The 15,012-nt window shown below is 45.7% G+C and carries 13 protein-coding genes; 12 read left to right on the forward strand and 1 reads right to left on the reverse strand.

The features are described from left to right. The first annotated feature begins 2 nt into the window (after positions 1–2). From KUV50_RS02275 to KUV50_RS02330, 12 genes are all read left to right on the forward strand, one after another. On the forward strand, positions 3–1,166 hold the full coding sequence (locus KUV50_RS02275; protein WP_222578457.1) for a sialidase family protein: 1,164 nt from the start codon (positions 3–5) through the stop codon (positions 1,164–1,166). A 250-nt stretch (positions 1,167–1,416) separates the two neighbouring features. Next, positions 1,417–2,238 (forward strand): HpcH/HpaI aldolase family protein, encoded by an 822-nt coding sequence (locus tag KUV50_RS02280; protein ID WP_222578458.1) that lies wholly within the window; start codon positions 1,417–1,419, stop codon positions 2,236–2,238. Between the two features lie 84 nt (positions 2,239–2,322). Next, positions 2,323–3,126: an SGNH/GDSL hydrolase family protein gene (locus KUV50_RS02285; protein ID WP_222578459.1), complete on the forward strand. Its 804-nt coding sequence runs from the start codon at positions 2,323–2,325 to the stop codon at positions 3,124–3,126. 14 nt (positions 3,127–3,140) lie between these two features. Further along, positions 3,141–4,079 carry a succinylglutamate desuccinylase/aspartoacylase family protein gene (locus KUV50_RS02290; RefSeq protein ID WP_222578460.1) on the forward strand — a complete coding sequence of 313 codons (939 nt, stop codon included), beginning with the start codon at positions 3,141–3,143 and terminating at the stop codon, positions 4,077–4,079. After that, the gene (locus KUV50_RS02295) at positions 4,076–4,897 is read left to right on the forward strand and encodes an SDR family NAD(P)-dependent oxidoreductase (protein WP_222578461.1); all 822 of its coding nucleotides are present in this window, start codon (positions 4,076–4,078) and stop codon (positions 4,895–4,897) included. Before KUV50_RS02290 ends, KUV50_RS02295 begins: the two co-directional genes overlap by 4 nt. Then, positions 4,894–6,039: a pyridoxal-phosphate dependent enzyme gene (locus tag KUV50_RS02300; protein ID WP_222578462.1), complete on the forward strand. Its 1,146-nt coding sequence runs from the start codon at positions 4,894–4,896 to the stop codon at positions 6,037–6,039. The genes KUV50_RS02295 and KUV50_RS02300 overlap by 4 nt, the downstream gene beginning before the upstream one ends. Before the next feature lie 19 nt (positions 6,040–6,058). After that, a complete protein-coding gene (locus KUV50_RS02305; RefSeq protein ID WP_222578463.1) occupies positions 6,059–6,976 on the forward strand; it encodes a dihydrodipicolinate synthase family protein in 918 nt (305 codons plus the stop codon). Between the two features lie 137 nt (positions 6,977–7,113). Then, the gene (locus KUV50_RS02310) at positions 7,114–7,494 is read left to right on the forward strand and encodes a RidA family protein (protein WP_222578464.1); all 381 of its coding nucleotides are present in this window, start codon (positions 7,114–7,116) and stop codon (positions 7,492–7,494) included. Then, on the forward strand, positions 7,491–8,969 hold the full coding sequence (locus tag KUV50_RS02315) for a M81 family metallopeptidase (protein ID WP_222578465.1): 1,479 nt from the start codon (positions 7,491–7,493) through the stop codon (positions 8,967–8,969). Before KUV50_RS02310 ends, KUV50_RS02315 begins: the two co-directional genes overlap by 4 nt. 280 nt (positions 8,970–9,249) lie before the next feature. Then, positions 9,250–10,092: an SMP-30/gluconolactonase/LRE family protein gene (locus KUV50_RS02320; RefSeq protein ID WP_222578466.1), complete on the forward strand. Its 843-nt coding sequence runs from the start codon at positions 9,250–9,252 to the stop codon at positions 10,090–10,092. A gap of 11 nt (positions 10,093–10,103) precedes the next feature. Beyond that, on the forward strand, positions 10,104–11,168 hold the full coding sequence (locus tag KUV50_RS02325) for a hypothetical protein (RefSeq protein ID WP_222578467.1): 1,065 nt from the start codon (positions 10,104–10,106) through the stop codon (positions 11,166–11,168). Between the two features lie 169 nt (positions 11,169–11,337). Continuing rightward, entirely contained in the window at positions 11,338–12,108 is a 771-nt protein-coding gene (locus tag KUV50_RS02330; protein WP_222578468.1) for a patatin-like phospholipase family protein, read from the forward strand. A gap of 49 nt (positions 12,109–12,157) precedes the next feature. Here the strand turns inward: KUV50_RS02330 and KUV50_RS02335 are convergent, their stop codons facing one another. After that, the gene (locus KUV50_RS02335) at positions 12,158–14,896 is read right to left on the reverse strand and encodes a TonB-dependent receptor (protein WP_222578469.1); all 2,739 of its coding nucleotides are present in this window, start codon (positions 14,894–14,896) and stop codon (positions 12,158–12,160) included. Between the last annotated feature and the right edge of the window lie 116 nt (positions 14,897–15,012).

The following is a 15,012-nucleotide window of genomic DNA, read 5'->3' on the forward strand; positions in this document are numbered from 1 at the left end:
ATATGAAAACACTTAGAAGCATCTTTTTTAAATCAGTTTCATTGCTAATAGTAGGACTGCTGGTCTCTTCTTGCAATGATCATAGTGAGAACGCAAAAAGCGATTCATCCCAGCCGGAACGTCCTAAGATCACCCTCAACCTTTCTCCCTCAGAAAACAATCCCCGCAACAGCGAAGGTGATTTTGTCGATTTGAAGGATGGACGTATGATGTTCGTATACAGCAAGTATGTGGGAGAGTCCTCCAGCGACCATGCCCCCGCCTCGTTGGCCGCCCGGTATTCTTCGGATGGGGGCAAGACCTGGACGACGGAGGATGAGATCGTTGTACCCAATGAAGGGGGAATGAACGTCATGTCGGTTTCTCTGTTGCGATTGCAAAATGGTGATATTGCGTTATTTTATCTCCGAAAGAATTCCACTCAGGATTGCATTCCGATGTTGCGTATATCGAAGGATGAAGGCAAATCCTGGGGAGAGGCCATCCCATGTATCACCGATAAGGAAGGATATTTTGTGTTGAACAACGATAGAGTCATCCAGTTAGAAGATGGTCGATTGATGATGGCCGTGGCGCTCCATAATACCCCGGGCGGGGAGTGGCGTAATCAAGCTGACTTGTATGCTTATTATTCGGATGATGACGGACAGACATGGACGTGCAGTCAGCAAGTACCCAATTCCACTGATATAGTGACCCAGGAACCTGGACTGATTGAAATGAAGGACGGCCGGATTATGATGTACATCCGGGCGAGCGGAGGATTCCAGCAACTGTCCTATTCCTCGGATCGGGGAGAGACCTGGAGCCCGATCGAGACCAGCAATATTCCTTCACCTTTGTCACCGGCTACCATTGAAACAATCCCTTCTACTGGAGATTGGTTGCTAGTATGGAACAACAACGATGGCAGTAATCCGGACTTGAAAGGTAAGCGGACTCCGATCACAGTGGCTGTATCAAAAGATGAAGGAAAAACCTGGAAGTACATCAAAAACATCGAAGAAGATCCCGATGGGTGGTACTGCTACATAGCGATTCATTTTCCGGAGAATGCCCCGGATGATGTCATGCTAAGCTATTGTGCAGGGAATCGACCGGCCGGAACGGGTTTGTCCGTAACCCATGTGACCCGATTGACGAACGATTGGGTGTATGGGGAATAGTAAAAAAATAGCCAGACGTTAACCTGTCAGCGTCTGAGGTAAAAGTAGTTGTTAAAATGAGATTATGTTTTTGATAGAGATCAGTTATGGTGTTGCTCATTGACCTGACAGCGTTTTTAATTGGCCCCAAAATGCTGACAGGACTCTATCATACAACTGAATATAATGATTGAAATGAACATTTACAACGATTTAAAAGTATAAGGAACCCCGGCGCTGTCAGGTTTGATAATAATTATAAACAAATAAAATGAACGGAAAAAAAATAAGACAAGCACTGCATGACGGTCGGAGAGTATATGGTACCGCCATGATTTCCCAATCTCCCCATTGGCCCGGCATCCTTGCATCGGCCGGAATAGACTTTGTATTCATCGATACCGAACATACGGCACTGGGAAGACAGACTGTCGGTGAAGTCTGTCATCTGTACAAAGGGCATGGGATAGCGCCGGTGGTACGGATTCCTTCCCCGGATCCCTATCAGGCCACGATGATGCTGGATGGAGGGGCAAGTGGTGTTATCGCCCCCTATATAGAACGTGCAGAGCAAGTCAGAAAGTTGGTTGGTGCCGTGAAATACAAACCCCTAAAAGGGGAGCGGCTGGCACAATTTCTCAAGGGTGAAAAAGAGCTTGAACCAGAGCTTCGTGACTATTTGATCAAACACAATGAGGATACAGTTCTGATTGTTAACATTGAGAGCACGCCGGCGCTGGAAGCCTTGGATGATATCCTTTCAGTGGAAGGGTTGGACGGTATTTTGGTCGGACCCCACGATTTGACCTGTAGTTTAGGGATTCCAGAAGAGTATCACCATCCCTTGTTTATCGAGACCATAGAATCGATCATTGACAAAGCACGAAATAATCAGGTGGGAGTGGGTATTCATGTGTGGGATGCGGTGGGTTTTGATCAGGAAATAGAATGGATAAAGCGCGGAGCCAACCTGGTCGTCCACAGTAATGATCTTTCCCTGTTATCTGGCACTTTAAGAACAAATATTAATAATATAAAGACGGCCTTGGGACAATCGGGTGTAGATGGTCAGGATGCAGAGCCTATTGTGTAATTTAACATTATGGAAAAAGTTAATGTCACAGCTCATCCGAGACAGAAAATTATTTGTAATTCCCTAATTGATTAAAAAAGGAGCATGCATAGTAATAGAAGAGATTTTTTAAAAAAGACAGGAACCTATATTTCTGTAGGTACTATGACCTCTTTGGCAGGGCTGAATCCTGACTTCGCGGTTCATCGTACCATCCAAACCAGCAAAGGAAAAGATCTTGAGAAAATCAAAGCTCTTCTAGAAAGAAAGAAGCCCAATATATGGCTTTTTACCGGAGACAGTATCACCCACGGCGCCAAACACACCCATGGTTATCGCTCTTATCCCGAAGTGTTTCAGGAACGAATCCGTTGGGAAATCGGCCGGGTACGGGATGTGATTATCAATACCGGAATCAGTGGGAATGCAGCTTCGAATATTCTCAGTGACTTTGAATGGCGAATCCAGCAGTTCAATCCGCATGTGGTGTCCATTATGATCGGAACCAATGATTGCGCGAGGGAAGGAATGAGTCCGGATCAATTTAAAAAGAATGTTGAACGCTTGATTAACCGCATAAGGGATATTGGCGCTATCCCGGTATTGCATACGCCCAATGTGATTATTTTGGATAAGAGTCCCAAGCGAAAAACTTTACCAAACTATATACCTGCATTGAGATCATTGGCAGAGGAAGTAGACATCGTTTTAATCGACAATTATCAACATTGGGAAGAGGCCATGCAGCGTGATTCTGAAAAGATTGTTTTCAAAAACTGGCTGAACGATCCCCTGCATCCCAATCAATTTGGACACCAGGAGATAGCCCGGGTGATGTTTAGGAAGTTTGGGATTTTCGATCCGTCTGCTGCCACCTGTGGCGGGGAATATTACGAAGGAGAACATTAAAAATTGGAAAAACTATGTCTACATCATTTCAACATATTATGCCCATTACTTTTGATTCTGGGGAGGAAGGTCCACACCTGTTGATTCTTGCCGGAGTCCATGGGGATGAGTTGGAACCGGTCCAAGTTGGTCTGAAATTAACGACCCAATTAGCGGGCGCTATCAAAATCAGAAAAGGAACATTAACCATTGTCCCAATAGTAAATAGACCTGCTTATAAAAATAAGTCTCGTACTGCTGAGGACGGGCTGGATCTCGCTCGCACCTTTCCCGGCCGGAAAGAAGGTAGTAAAACAGAGCAGATCGCTTGGGAGATCAGTCAATTGATCCGGTCCGTGGATTTTTTGATCGATATGCATACGGGTGGGAAGACCTATGAAATTTATCCCCTTTCCGGTTATGTGTTGCATCGGGATGAAAAAATTCTTGAAATACAGCGGACTATGGCAACAACCTTTGGACTTCCAGTCCAGTGGGGAACTTCACCCGAGCTGAATGGTCGTACCATCAGTGTGGCCCGGGATGCGGGCATTCCGGCTATTTATACGGAATATGGTGGTGGAGGACAACAAAATGAGGAGATTGTGGAGGTGTTGTATGAAGGATGCTTGCGGGTCCTGGTGGAACTGAAAATGATCCCTGATCGAAAGATGCATAGCCCGGAACCGCAGTATATCGTAGAAGATACGCGGGAAGCAAGCGGCCACTTGCAAATCATGTACCCATCACCTCTAAAGGGCGATTTTATAACTCATGCTCAATTGGGGGCCATGGTGAAAAAAGGAGATTTGATTGGCGAGGTACATGATTCAAAGGCAGGCAAAGGTGTAGAAATATCTGCCCGGGAAGATGGGTTGTTGTTTTTGATACGACGAAGACCCTTCGTGAATAAAAATGAAGCAACGGCGGGCATTCTACCTATTACTCAACCAGGAACTATTACACTACCATGAAGGGAAGAAAAGTTGTACTTATTACCGGAGCTGCAGGCGGCATAGGACGTAAAACAGCCATTCGATTCTACAAGGAAGGATGTTTATTGGCGCTGTCCGATATAGATGGGACAGGTCTGACATCGTTGCAGACGGAACTGAATGACTTGGAGAGTTCTACTGATCGGTGTATTCTTTTTCCGGGAGACCTGTCTGATATGAATTATGTAAAGTCATTGGTTCAGAAATGCCAGGAAGAGTGGCATCGGCTGGATGTGTTGGTTAACAATGCGGTCTGGCGAAGCCACGATACCATGCGGACCATTTCCGAACAAGACTGGAACAAAACCCTTCAAATCGGATTGACTGCCCCTGCTTTCCTCGCGCGGGATGCCGCCAAGCTAATGGAAGATCAAGATGCTCATGGCGTAATCATTAACATTTCCAGTGTGCAGGCACACCGGGCCGCCGGAACCTCTCCGGCTTACGTGGCTTGCAAAGGTGGAATGGAAAGCCTGACCTACGAATTAGCGGCACTCTATGGTCCGTCAGGTATTCGGGTGGTCGGGGTCGCTCCTGGAAACACGATCACCCCGTTAAGTGGAGACTTTGAGGATGAAACCGGCGAGAATATTAGTGAAAAGCTAGTAAGATATATGGAAGATCAGACGCCCTTAAAGCGATCGGCTGAACCCGAAGAAATTGCCAATGTCATTTATTGGTTGAGTACTTCTGAAGCGTCTTTTGTGAATGGAACAACGATCGCAGCAGACGGTGGTTTTTGTCATGGGTTTGGTGCTTATTCATTAAAAAAAATACAATTTAATAATCAGTTTTGAAAGGTATTTGGGCATATAGCGAATTTTGGCATTCCGGAGAATCCGGCGAGATGATCACGATGGGTGAGGGGCACACCCCTTTGATCCCAGCACGCCGACTCGGTAAAAAATACGGGTTGGATCATTTGTATTTTAAACTCGAGACCACGAATCCATCCGGTTCGTACAAAGATCGATTTGCTGCAGCATCAGTATCTCATCTACTTTCTATGGGAGCTAAAATCTGCCTGGCTACATCCAGCGGCAATACCGGGTCGGCATTGGCGGCCTATTGTGCGCGGGCTGGTATTCCTTGTGTCGTTGTCATCGTTGATGGAACGCCTCTCGGAAAACTAGAGCAAATGCAGATTTACGGAGCTCATACCCTGATGGTGAAGGGATTTGGTCTGGATGAGCGGATTACTACATCGGTATTTGAGCAGCTCCAGGCTTTGACTACAGACCTAAATACCCAGGTGCAGATCAGTGCATATACTTATTCGCCGGAAGGCATGCGGGGGGTGGAAACGATCGGACTGGAACTGGCAGAACAACTTCCCGGCGATGACATCCAGGTGTTTTCGCCTTCGGGTGGAGGAGGATTGACGCTGGCCATTGGTCGGGGATTTCAAAAATGGAAAAATGATCATTTTGGTTATATGCTTCCATCGCTGCATTGTGTCCAGCCGGACGGGAATAATACCATTGTAGGACCGCTGAAACATGGTAAAAGGAAAGCTGCGTCCATAGTACAGAGTACGACGAATATAAGTGGCTTGCAAGTACCCGGGGTGATCGATGGGAATGAAACAATGGCTATTTGCCGAAGTCTGGGAGGTACGGGACATTTGGTCGATGATGAAATGGTGTTTCAGCTGCAGGCTGAGCTGGCATCGATGGAAGGGATTTACTGTGAACCGGCAGGGGCTGTGGCATTAGCAGGAGCTATCCAAGCGTGTCAGAACCAGAAAATCAAAAAAACAGATCAGGTCGTGTGCATGATCACGGGGCATGGGTTCAAAGATACCGGTTTCATCAAGCGAGTGTCTACCGATCAAAATAAGTACTTTGACCAGTTTGATAGCGTGGAAGAATATGTAAGAAAAATAATAAAAGGTGAAGGTCAGGAGTCAAGAATTATGAATCAAATTTCAAATAAATAAAATAAAAATAATGGAAAATATGTTTCAAGGCATTTGGCCGGCGATGTTTACGCCGGTCGATAATGAAGGCAATCCCGCATTTGGTGAATTGGAAAAGATCACGGACTGCCTCATCAGGGACGGAGTAGACGGACTTTATCTTCTGGGATCTACCGGGCAGGGGGTGTTGTTTAAAGAAGCACAACGGAAAAAAATATTGGAGGTCGTTCAGGATGTGAACGCAGAACGGGTCCCCATTATGGTGCAAGTGGGATCCATGACCACGCGGGATTCAAAAGCGCTTGCCTGCCATGCTGAAAACGCGGGTGCCGATGCGATATCTTCGGTGGGCCCGGTTTACTTTCCGGGGGGTGCGGATATGGTGTTGACCCATTACCGGGATATCGCACAAACCACCCAATTGCCTTTTTTCCCTTATCAACTGGGAAGCACCTCGATTAAGGGAGACATCAACGATTTTATACGAGCTTTGCTGGATATGCCCCAGGTTCAAGGAATGAAATTGACCACTACTGATCTTATTCAGATCAGTACCATCCACAATTATGCCGGAGATCGCTTAAAATTATTCAGTGGTGCCGATGAGTTGCTGTGTCATTCCTCCCTATGTGGAACCGTGGGCGCCATAGGAAGCTTTTATAATTTCTGGTACAAAGAATGTGCACATGTAAGGAATACATTTATCAATGGTGATTTTGAACTCGCCAAGGACTTTATGCTGGAATTTCAGCGTACGATATTTGAAGTATTACCCAACGTATGGACGTTTTTTAGGGCGGCAATGAAGCTCAAGTATCAGGTAGATATTGGACCAGCTGTCCGACCTGTAGGTAATAATAACCAGAAATGGGAAGTGGGTGAGGTTCAACAGATAATGGACCGAATCGAAGAAGTGGCAAAAGTTAAGGCTGAGGTAGAGGTAAAGGCTAAGGTTTAGACTAAGCTTACCCTATACCATTAAGTACGATAGAGGATGGTGGAAGGAGGATGCCGCTTAGCCAGCGGGCAAGCGACCCGCCTTTTACCTTATCCTATTTAATATTTCATCAAAATAAATAATAAATAAAACAAAAAATGAAGAAAGTAATCACAGGAAAAGATGTACCAAAGAGTTCTTTGCCTTTCTCACCTGCATTGCAGGTCGGAGAATGGGTTTTTGTGTCCGGACAGGCCTCTGTTGATGAATCCGGGAATATTGTCAACGATACTTTTGAAGGGGAGTGTCGGCGGTCATTTGAAAACGTAAAGAAGGTCTTGGCGGGAGCCGGACTGACGCTGGATGACGTGGTCCAGGTCCGTAACTATGTCGGTAAACAGGCGTATCTACCGGAATTCAATAAAATTTACCGGGAGTATTTTAATGAACCCTATCCGGCTCGGACGACCATTATGAATTGTCTGGGGAGCCTGCTAAAATTTGAAATTGAAGTGATTGCAATGAAGCCTTCCGAATGAAAAAGAGAATAGCTTTAGCAGGGATATATCACGAGTCCAATACTTTTTTGCCGACTAAAACCACCCGGGAAGATTTTCAAAACGGGCATTTGTTTTATGACCAGGCTATACGTGAAGAGTACCAGGAGGCGCATCACGAAATCGGCGGAATACTCGAGGTGTTTGATAAATCTAATGTCGATATCTATCCTTTGTTTTTTGCTGAGGCCACACCCGGTGGAATGATCACGAAAGATACCTATTTACAGTTGGTGTCCGATCTTTTGTCGAAATTGCAAGAATATGGTCCGTGGGACGGAGTGATGGTATGCGCGCATGGAGCGGCAGTAGCCGAAGAATATCCGGATATGGATGGAGATTGGTTAAGTCAGGTCCGGCAGCAGGTGGGAGGTCAGGTTCCTGTGGTGTGCACCATTGATCCGCACGCCAATGTCAGTACTCGGATGATCAATGCCACAGACGCTATGGTAGCTTATTCCACCAACCCACATCTCGATCAGCGGGAGACCGGCCGGAAAGCAGCCCGATTGATGTTGGATCATTTGTCCGGCCGGGTTGTCCTTACTCAGATTTTGTCGAAGCCCCGTGTGTCCATAAGTATTGAACAACAAGCTACGGCAGAATACCCTTGTTCGCTGTTGTATGCACAGGCTGCCGAGTTTCTTAAGTTGACCGGGTTGTTATCCATTAGCATAGTCTTGGGTTTCCCCTATTCGGATGTAGCGAAAATGGGTTCTGCCTTTATAGTGGTGGCCGATGATCAGCGAGGTGAAGCGGATCATGCGGCTAAATCCATGGGGATTTATCTGGAAGAAAATCGGCATTTGTTTGTAGGTGAGCGGATCGATGCGCAGGCAGCAGTCGAGAAAGCAATGGAGATGGAATCCCCGGTACTTCTGCTGGATATGGGAGATAATGTCGGTGGGGGCTCTCCCGGTGATGGAACAATTTTGCTGCAGGAGCTTGAAAATCATGGAGGACAGAGTTATTTTATTTGTCTTTTTGATCCGATGGCTGTGGAAGTAAGTGATGGAGCTGGTGAAGGGGCAGATATCAGGCTGACAGTTGGAGGTGAAACAGATGAACTACATGGCTCACCCTGTACACTGAAGGTCAGCGTGGTGAAACTGGCCGATGGCGTATTCATTGAAAACGAACCGCGCCATGGCGGGCAGGTGAATTATAATATGGGGCGTATCGCCATCGTAGAGACGGCAGATGGATCCACTTTAATGTTGACCTCGAGAAGAATTCCGCCTTTTAGTCTGAGTCAACTCACAACTTTTGGAGTTGATCCTCAAAACTATGACGTCATCGTGGCCAAAGGGGTCAATGCGCCGGTAGCGGCCTATGCACCGGTGTGTCCGTCACTGATTCGGGTAAATACCCCGGGAGTCACTTGTGCTGATGCCACACAATTGGAGTTTAAAAATAGAAGAAAACCGTTGTTCCCATTTGAAGACTGGAGTTTATAATTGTTAATGCTTAATTTTTAATTATTAATTGTGTGTGAGTGGATGGGTGAAGGAGCTTGCTGCATATCCTGAACGATTGAGTAGCGCCTTTAACCTTATTTCTCAAGCCCACAGGACGACTATTATAGATTAAGACAATCGAAATACGCCTTTCCGCAGGAGAAGTGTTCCAGAAAAGCCAGGTTTGCACTTAAAAATGCGATAACCTTTTTATAAACCATGTTTTGATAAAAACAATAAGGAAATCATGCAATACATAAATCGAAACAATCAATAAGTAATGAGAACCCACTGGAAGAAAAAATTAGATGTGGAATATTACACCGAAGGGCCCGGACTGGATGCACCCGGTAACCTGTATTTTACGACGTTAACTGGCGGAAGGATTATGAAATTAACGCCGGAAGGGGCTGTGATTCCCTGGACCCGGTTGCAATGTCCCAATGGACAGCGTATCCTGAAGAATGGTCGTCATCTTGTGTGTGATACGTTGGCAAGAGCCATTGTTGAATTAGATTCTGCCGGGAACGTCCTGGGTGATAAAGTCAAGACAACGTGCGCCAACCATTCGTTCGAAGCCCCCAATGACTTGATCATGGATTCATCGGGTGGTTTTTATTTTACGGATTCTGTGCGGCATGTGGGGCAGGTGTTCTATGTGGGACCGGATGGCCGGGAAAATCGAGTGCTGGAAAATTTGGATTACCCCAACGGGATCGTCTTATCACCCGACAATCAAAAACTATTTATTGCCGAAAGTTATACAAACCGAATTCTGGTCGCAGAATTAGAAGAACCTGGAGTTGTGAAATCATTTCCGGATGTCTTTATTGATCTTCCTTCCAATCCCAATTCCTTCGACCTTCAAAGGATGCCTTTTACAGCCAATTTGCCGGATGGTATCGCTTTTGATGACCGCGGAAGATTGTGGGTCGCTCATTACGGAATGGGGGCATTGCAGGTGATTGATTCCGCCGGGCAACTCATCGATACCGTGGAGACAGGAATTCCCGCCACCAGTAATCTGTGTTTTTCGCCCGATTACAAATCTGTTTATGTGACTGGCGGAAGGGGTGAGCCCGGCCCGGGCATGATTCATCAAATATTTATTGAATTCTTTTGAACGACCCATTTATGAAAAAGTACCTATATATTTTTGCTGCTATTTTTCTTTATTCTACCACCTCATTGTTCGGACAAAATGGTGATTTAACGATTTCTGAACTCCCACCTATTCCGGACCAGGAAGGATTTGCTGGAATGTTCACCGGCGTCAGTGGCGGAGCTTTGCTGTGCATGGGGGGAGCCAACTTTCCGAATGGAAGACCCTGGGAGGATGGGCAAAAAGTCTGGTATGATTACATCTATGTGCTGGAGAGTGAAAACGGTGAATGGAACGAAGCAGAACAAAAGCTACCTTATCCATTGGGATATGGTGTGTCTGTGACTTATAAGGACGAGGTATTGCTAATTGGTGGAAGCAATGCGGATGGACATTACTCTGGAGTCGTCGGGGTGAAATATAAGAATGGAAAGATAGTCATAGACTATAATTACCCTGATTTACCCGTTTCACTTGCCATGATGTCCGGTGCTTTAGTGGGCGAGACGATATATATAGCCGGTGGATTAGAAACTCCGACTGGTTCTCCAACCAATCATTTTTTTGCCCTCGACTTGTCTTTGGATCCCGGGAATAGACAGTGGGAAGAATTAGAATCCTGGCCAGGTTCTGCTCGGTTATTATCTGTTGCTGCCTCCAAAGATGAAAAGTTTTACCTGTTTAGTGGAATTTATTCCTTCAAAAACCCGGAAGGCCAACCAGACCGGACTCTGTTAAGGGATGCCTATGTTTTTGATCCCGGGAAGGAGCGTTGGACTGCGTTGCCTACGCTGCCCCGGGCGGTGGCGGCTGCACCTAATCCGGCTCCGGTTCTAGGTCTGAATCATATCCTTTTTCCGGGCGGATTGGATAGTGCAACAGCTGTTTATCCTGATCCGGAGACCCACCCCGGTTTTCTGGATGATGTCCTGGCGTACAATACATTGAGTAAGACTTATGGATCGGTCGGGACCTTGCCGGAGGGAGCTTCGAGGGTTACCTTGCCAAGCACACAGTGGAAGGGGGTTTGGGTGATCCCCAATGGCGAATCCGGTCCAGGTGTACGATCACCAAAGGTGTATACGATATCAAACTAATTTGCTTTTTGGATTCCGAACGGTTTTTATTGTTCAGCCAGCATGAATGTTTTTTTTATCGGAAAGGGTGCTATTAAAGGTGTATTCTTAATCGGATGCGCTGGGGTTGACCCGGTCTGCACACTTTGGTGTGATGTGTGAAATAAAGATATTATTATTAATTTTGACAATGGAAATCAAAAGAACTATTGGTCTTGTATTATCGGGCGGTGGCTATCGTGGTATTGCTCACATCGGAGCGATTCGGGCTATGGAGGAACATGGATTGGAAGCCAATTATGTTTCCGGAACCAGTGCCGGAGCGATCGTAGGTGCTCTGTACGCTGCCGGGTATTCCTGGAAGGAAATGTTGGATGTTTTTCAGAATATATCCATATTTTCTTTTTCAAATTATGCATTACGAAAACCGGGATTGATTGACAGCGATAAGTTCTACGAAACCTTTTTGAAGTATTTTCCAGACGATAATTTCAAGGTTTTGGAAAGAAAACTATTTGTCACGGCGACCGACCTGATTGGTAGTGGGACGAAGATATTTCATGAAGGCGAATTAATCCGCCCATTGTTAGCATCATCTGCTGTACCTGGTGTTTTTTCACCGATCGCGATGGATGAGACGCTCTATTGTGATGGGGGTGTCACCAACAATTTTCCCGTCGAACCACTTCAGATATTTTGTGATGCGATCTTAGGGGTGTATGTCAACCCATTGGAAAAAGTAACTACAAAGGATTTGAATTCTACGGCTGAAGTGGTTGAAAGAGCTTACCTTATCATCCGCGCTACAGCCTCTAAAAGTAAATTTACTGCTTGTGATGTTTTAATCGTACCACCAGAACTCAATCAATATGCCATTTTAAAGCGGTCCAATATGGATAAAATCTTTCAACTTGGATATGAAGAGGCAAAGAAAAGATTGCTCGAAAGCGGATTGATTTGAAAATGCAAAAAACTCATCATTCAAATATCTACGAATTACCACCTTTTGATCAGATGTCAAAGTCTTCCCTCGTTGCCCCTTTGCTGAAGTGCCGGATGTTGTACGTGAAATTCAACATAAAATACTGTTGCAAGACGGTATTCTGCCGGTCTTCGATGTACAATTCATTGATGTTGCGACTTATATTATTGTTTTCATTGAACAGATCATATACTTTGAGACTGATTTCTCCCAGATTCTGTTTCATGATCTTTTTACCGAGACTCATGTTGACGAGTAACACGTTGTTATTGTACCCGTCGGATAATCCGGAATCCATCCGGTGTGAGATATCAGTGCGATAGGTGAGTCCTTTCCATATAATCCAGTCAGCCCGGATCCGGCTTCGTTGGTTGAAGTAGCGGTTGTTGAGTTGCGGACGCAGGGTGTTGTCGACGAAATTGTAACTGGACCGGGTAGAGATATTGAAATCTATTTTATCGCTGATGTTACTGCTGAGTGAAATTCCTGCCCGAAGCCCTGTGGACTTTGATAGGTTGGATGTTTCATTAATGACACCTGGTCGACGTGTCAATCCGGCTGCACTCCATACATTGAAGTTGGATTGGATGAATTTTAATGGAAGCCCGTAATTCGCATAGGCCCACAAATTCCAATATCCATCCACGTTGACGGGCTTGACCAATTGCGAACCTTTTTCAAGGGCAATGTCGTCTGTGATTGGTGTATATTCCTCCGCGATAAATGTACTGTTTGCTATATAATCTTCTGTAATTCGAGAAGATGCACCTGCATAAAAGGAATGCTCGTTTTCAGGATTCCGGGCTTTGAACCGCATGCGCAATCGATGGGTGTAGGTCGGATCCAGATCAGGGTTTCCTGTGCTGAGACGCAGTGGATTGGCGTCGTTAATCACGCTTTGCAATTGACCGATGGAGGGTTTGCCCGTCCAGGTGTAGTAATTTAATTCTACATTTTTATTTTTGGTCCACTCATAATCCAATCGAAGGGTGGGCAGGAAAGCGGAGACAGTTCGGTCATTGACGAAAGGCGCCGGAAAAAACTGGTTGTTTTGCAGCGATACATGTTCATATTCCAGTTCCGCTTGTGCTTTGAAATTCTCAATTTTATACTGATACCCCAATTCTATTTCCTGGGAAATGTAATAACTTTCAAAAGTGTTGCTGAGCGAGGTGTCCAGACGCAACTCGTCGTTGGGCCCGTCAGGATCCTCATAAATGTCATAGAGTAATTTGTCTGAGTCGTCGATCCGGTTACCTATTCCATATTCCAGTTCGATCATGCTTCGATCGCCGAACCCCTCCGTGAATGAACCGCGGGCACTCCAGGATATTCCCGTCCGAGCCAGTGTTGACTTTTGATTTAGATCTTCGGTGGTCGGCGCATTTTCATTGTAAAAAATATTGTGTCCGGTTCGATAAGATAGATCCGTATTGGTGTGATATCCTCCATGTGTATTTATGGTTAAGCTTCGACCTTTCTTGTCAAACTTATGGCTGTAGAGCAATGAACCAGAGTAATCGTTATTCTGATGATCATTGGACCTTTTATTGGATGTCTCATTAATGGGATTTGCGTTGAGTGCTGTGGCCCCGTCCATGGATGTGTTATTCTGATCATTGACCAGGCTGATACGCGGTTTGAAGATAAACTTATTTCGGTCATCCATTTCATATTCTACCCGGAGATTGAAGCGGTGGTCCTGATTGAGGTTGTCCTGAGTATTGCTTTGGTCATAGATTTGCCCGGAGTCAGAAGGCAGGATATATTCCCGGGTCAATTGACTGGCTCCTTCATTGTTCCGATGACTGTAGTGATAACTTCCACTTACTTCCAGTTTATCGTTCCATTCGTTGCTGAATTGAACCCCGATGTTATTTGTGTTAATAATTCCATTTTGGGTACGAACCTCATCCTGACTGTTGGGGTCGGCTGAGTAGGAGACGGCATTGACGTTGTTGCTCATACCGGTCACGGTGATCCGCCGATCGTCATTAAAAAAGTTTACATTGGCGCCGAGTTCATATCGATCATCGGAGCCATAACCCCCAGAGGTTCGGCCAAACTGGGCACGTTTGCTGTCCGGTTTGGTGATGATGTTAATCGTGCGCGCTTCGTCCCCGTCATCAAAACCACTCAATTCTGCTTTGTCGCTTTTTTTATCGTACACCTGCACTTTATCAATAATTTCAGCGGGTAGACTCTCCAAGGCGAGCTTGACATTGTTGCCAAAAAAGGGTTTCCCGTCAATAAGGATTTTCGCTACATCTTCACCCTGCGCTTGTAGTTTCCCGTCCTGCATCATGATCCCGGGCATTTTTTCCACGAGATCCTTTCCGCTGGCATCGGCGAGGGTGGTATAGGCCCCGGCATTGAACTGGGTGGTATCTCCTTTTTGCGTGCTCATGGTCGCTTCACCCAGGATCACGACTTCATCGAGGGTTTGTGCTTGGGGGTTGAGTTCGATCGTAGAAATGGTTTTGTCCTGATCTGCGTTCACGGGCAGGTAGGTGGTTTGATAACCCAGGTACTGCACTTTGATCAGGTACTGTCCTTTTTTTACTTTTTCCAGTTCAAAATAGCCGTCCAAATCTGTCGTTGTCCCGGAGACTATCGTAGAATCTTCCGGGTTCAACAAGGCAACAGTAGCCAGTGGAATTCCTTCTTCTTCCTGCGGGTCTTCGACCGTTCCGGTTAATAAATAGTTTTGTGAAAATGCTGGTGTTAACGTGATGAACAGCAAAACAAAAAGATGAGTAAAGCGCATTGTGAAAATTTCGGGATTGGAATAATCGATCATTCAGCTATAAAGTTACGAAATTCGTCCTGAAACCGTGAACGTGCCCGGATTTTAAGGAAAGTTTGAGAGAATTAATGGAATAT

Source organism: Membranihabitans marinus (assembly GCF_019802045.1).
Lineage (GTDB): Bacteria > Bacteroidota > Bacteroidia > Chitinophagales > Saprospiraceae > Membranihabitans > Membranihabitans marinus_A.

Coding starts and splice junctions, on each gene's coding strand:
- KUV50_RS02330 (WP_222578468.1), top strand. CDS start 11,338: ATGGAAATCAAAAGAACTATTGGTCTTGTATTATCGGGCGGTGGCTAT.
- KUV50_RS02305 (WP_222578463.1), top strand. CDS start 6,059: ATGTTTCAAGGCATTTGGCCGGCGATGTTTACGCCGGTCGATAATGAA.
- KUV50_RS02320 (WP_222578466.1), top strand. CDS start 9,250: ATGAGAACCCACTGGAAGAAAAAATTAGATGTGGAATATTACACCGAA.
- KUV50_RS02310 (WP_222578464.1), top strand. CDS start 7,114: ATGAAGAAAGTAATCACAGGAAAAGATGTACCAAAGAGTTCTTTGCCT.
- KUV50_RS02285 (WP_222578459.1), top strand. CDS start 2,323: ATGCATAGTAATAGAAGAGATTTTTTAAAAAAGACAGGAACCTATATT.
- KUV50_RS02325 (WP_222578467.1), top strand. CDS start 10,104: ATGAAAAAGTACCTATATATTTTTGCTGCTATTTTTCTTTATTCTACC.
- KUV50_RS02315 (WP_222578465.1), top strand. CDS start 7,491: ATGAAAAAGAGAATAGCTTTAGCAGGGATATATCACGAGTCCAATACT.
- KUV50_RS02275 (WP_222578457.1), top strand. CDS start 3: ATGAAAACACTTAGAAGCATCTTTTTTAAATCAGTTTCATTGCTAATA.
- KUV50_RS02290 (WP_222578460.1), top strand. CDS start 3,141: ATGTCTACATCATTTCAACATATTATGCCCATTACTTTTGATTCTGGG.
- KUV50_RS02335 (WP_222578469.1), bottom strand. CDS start 14,896: ATGCGCTTTACTCATCTTTTTGTTTTGCTGTTCATCACGTTAACACCA.
- KUV50_RS02280 (WP_222578458.1), top strand. CDS start 1,417: ATGAACGGAAAAAAAATAAGACAAGCACTGCATGACGGTCGGAGAGTA.
- KUV50_RS02295 (WP_222578461.1), top strand. CDS start 4,076: ATGAAGGGAAGAAAAGTTGTACTTATTACCGGAGCTGCAGGCGGCATA.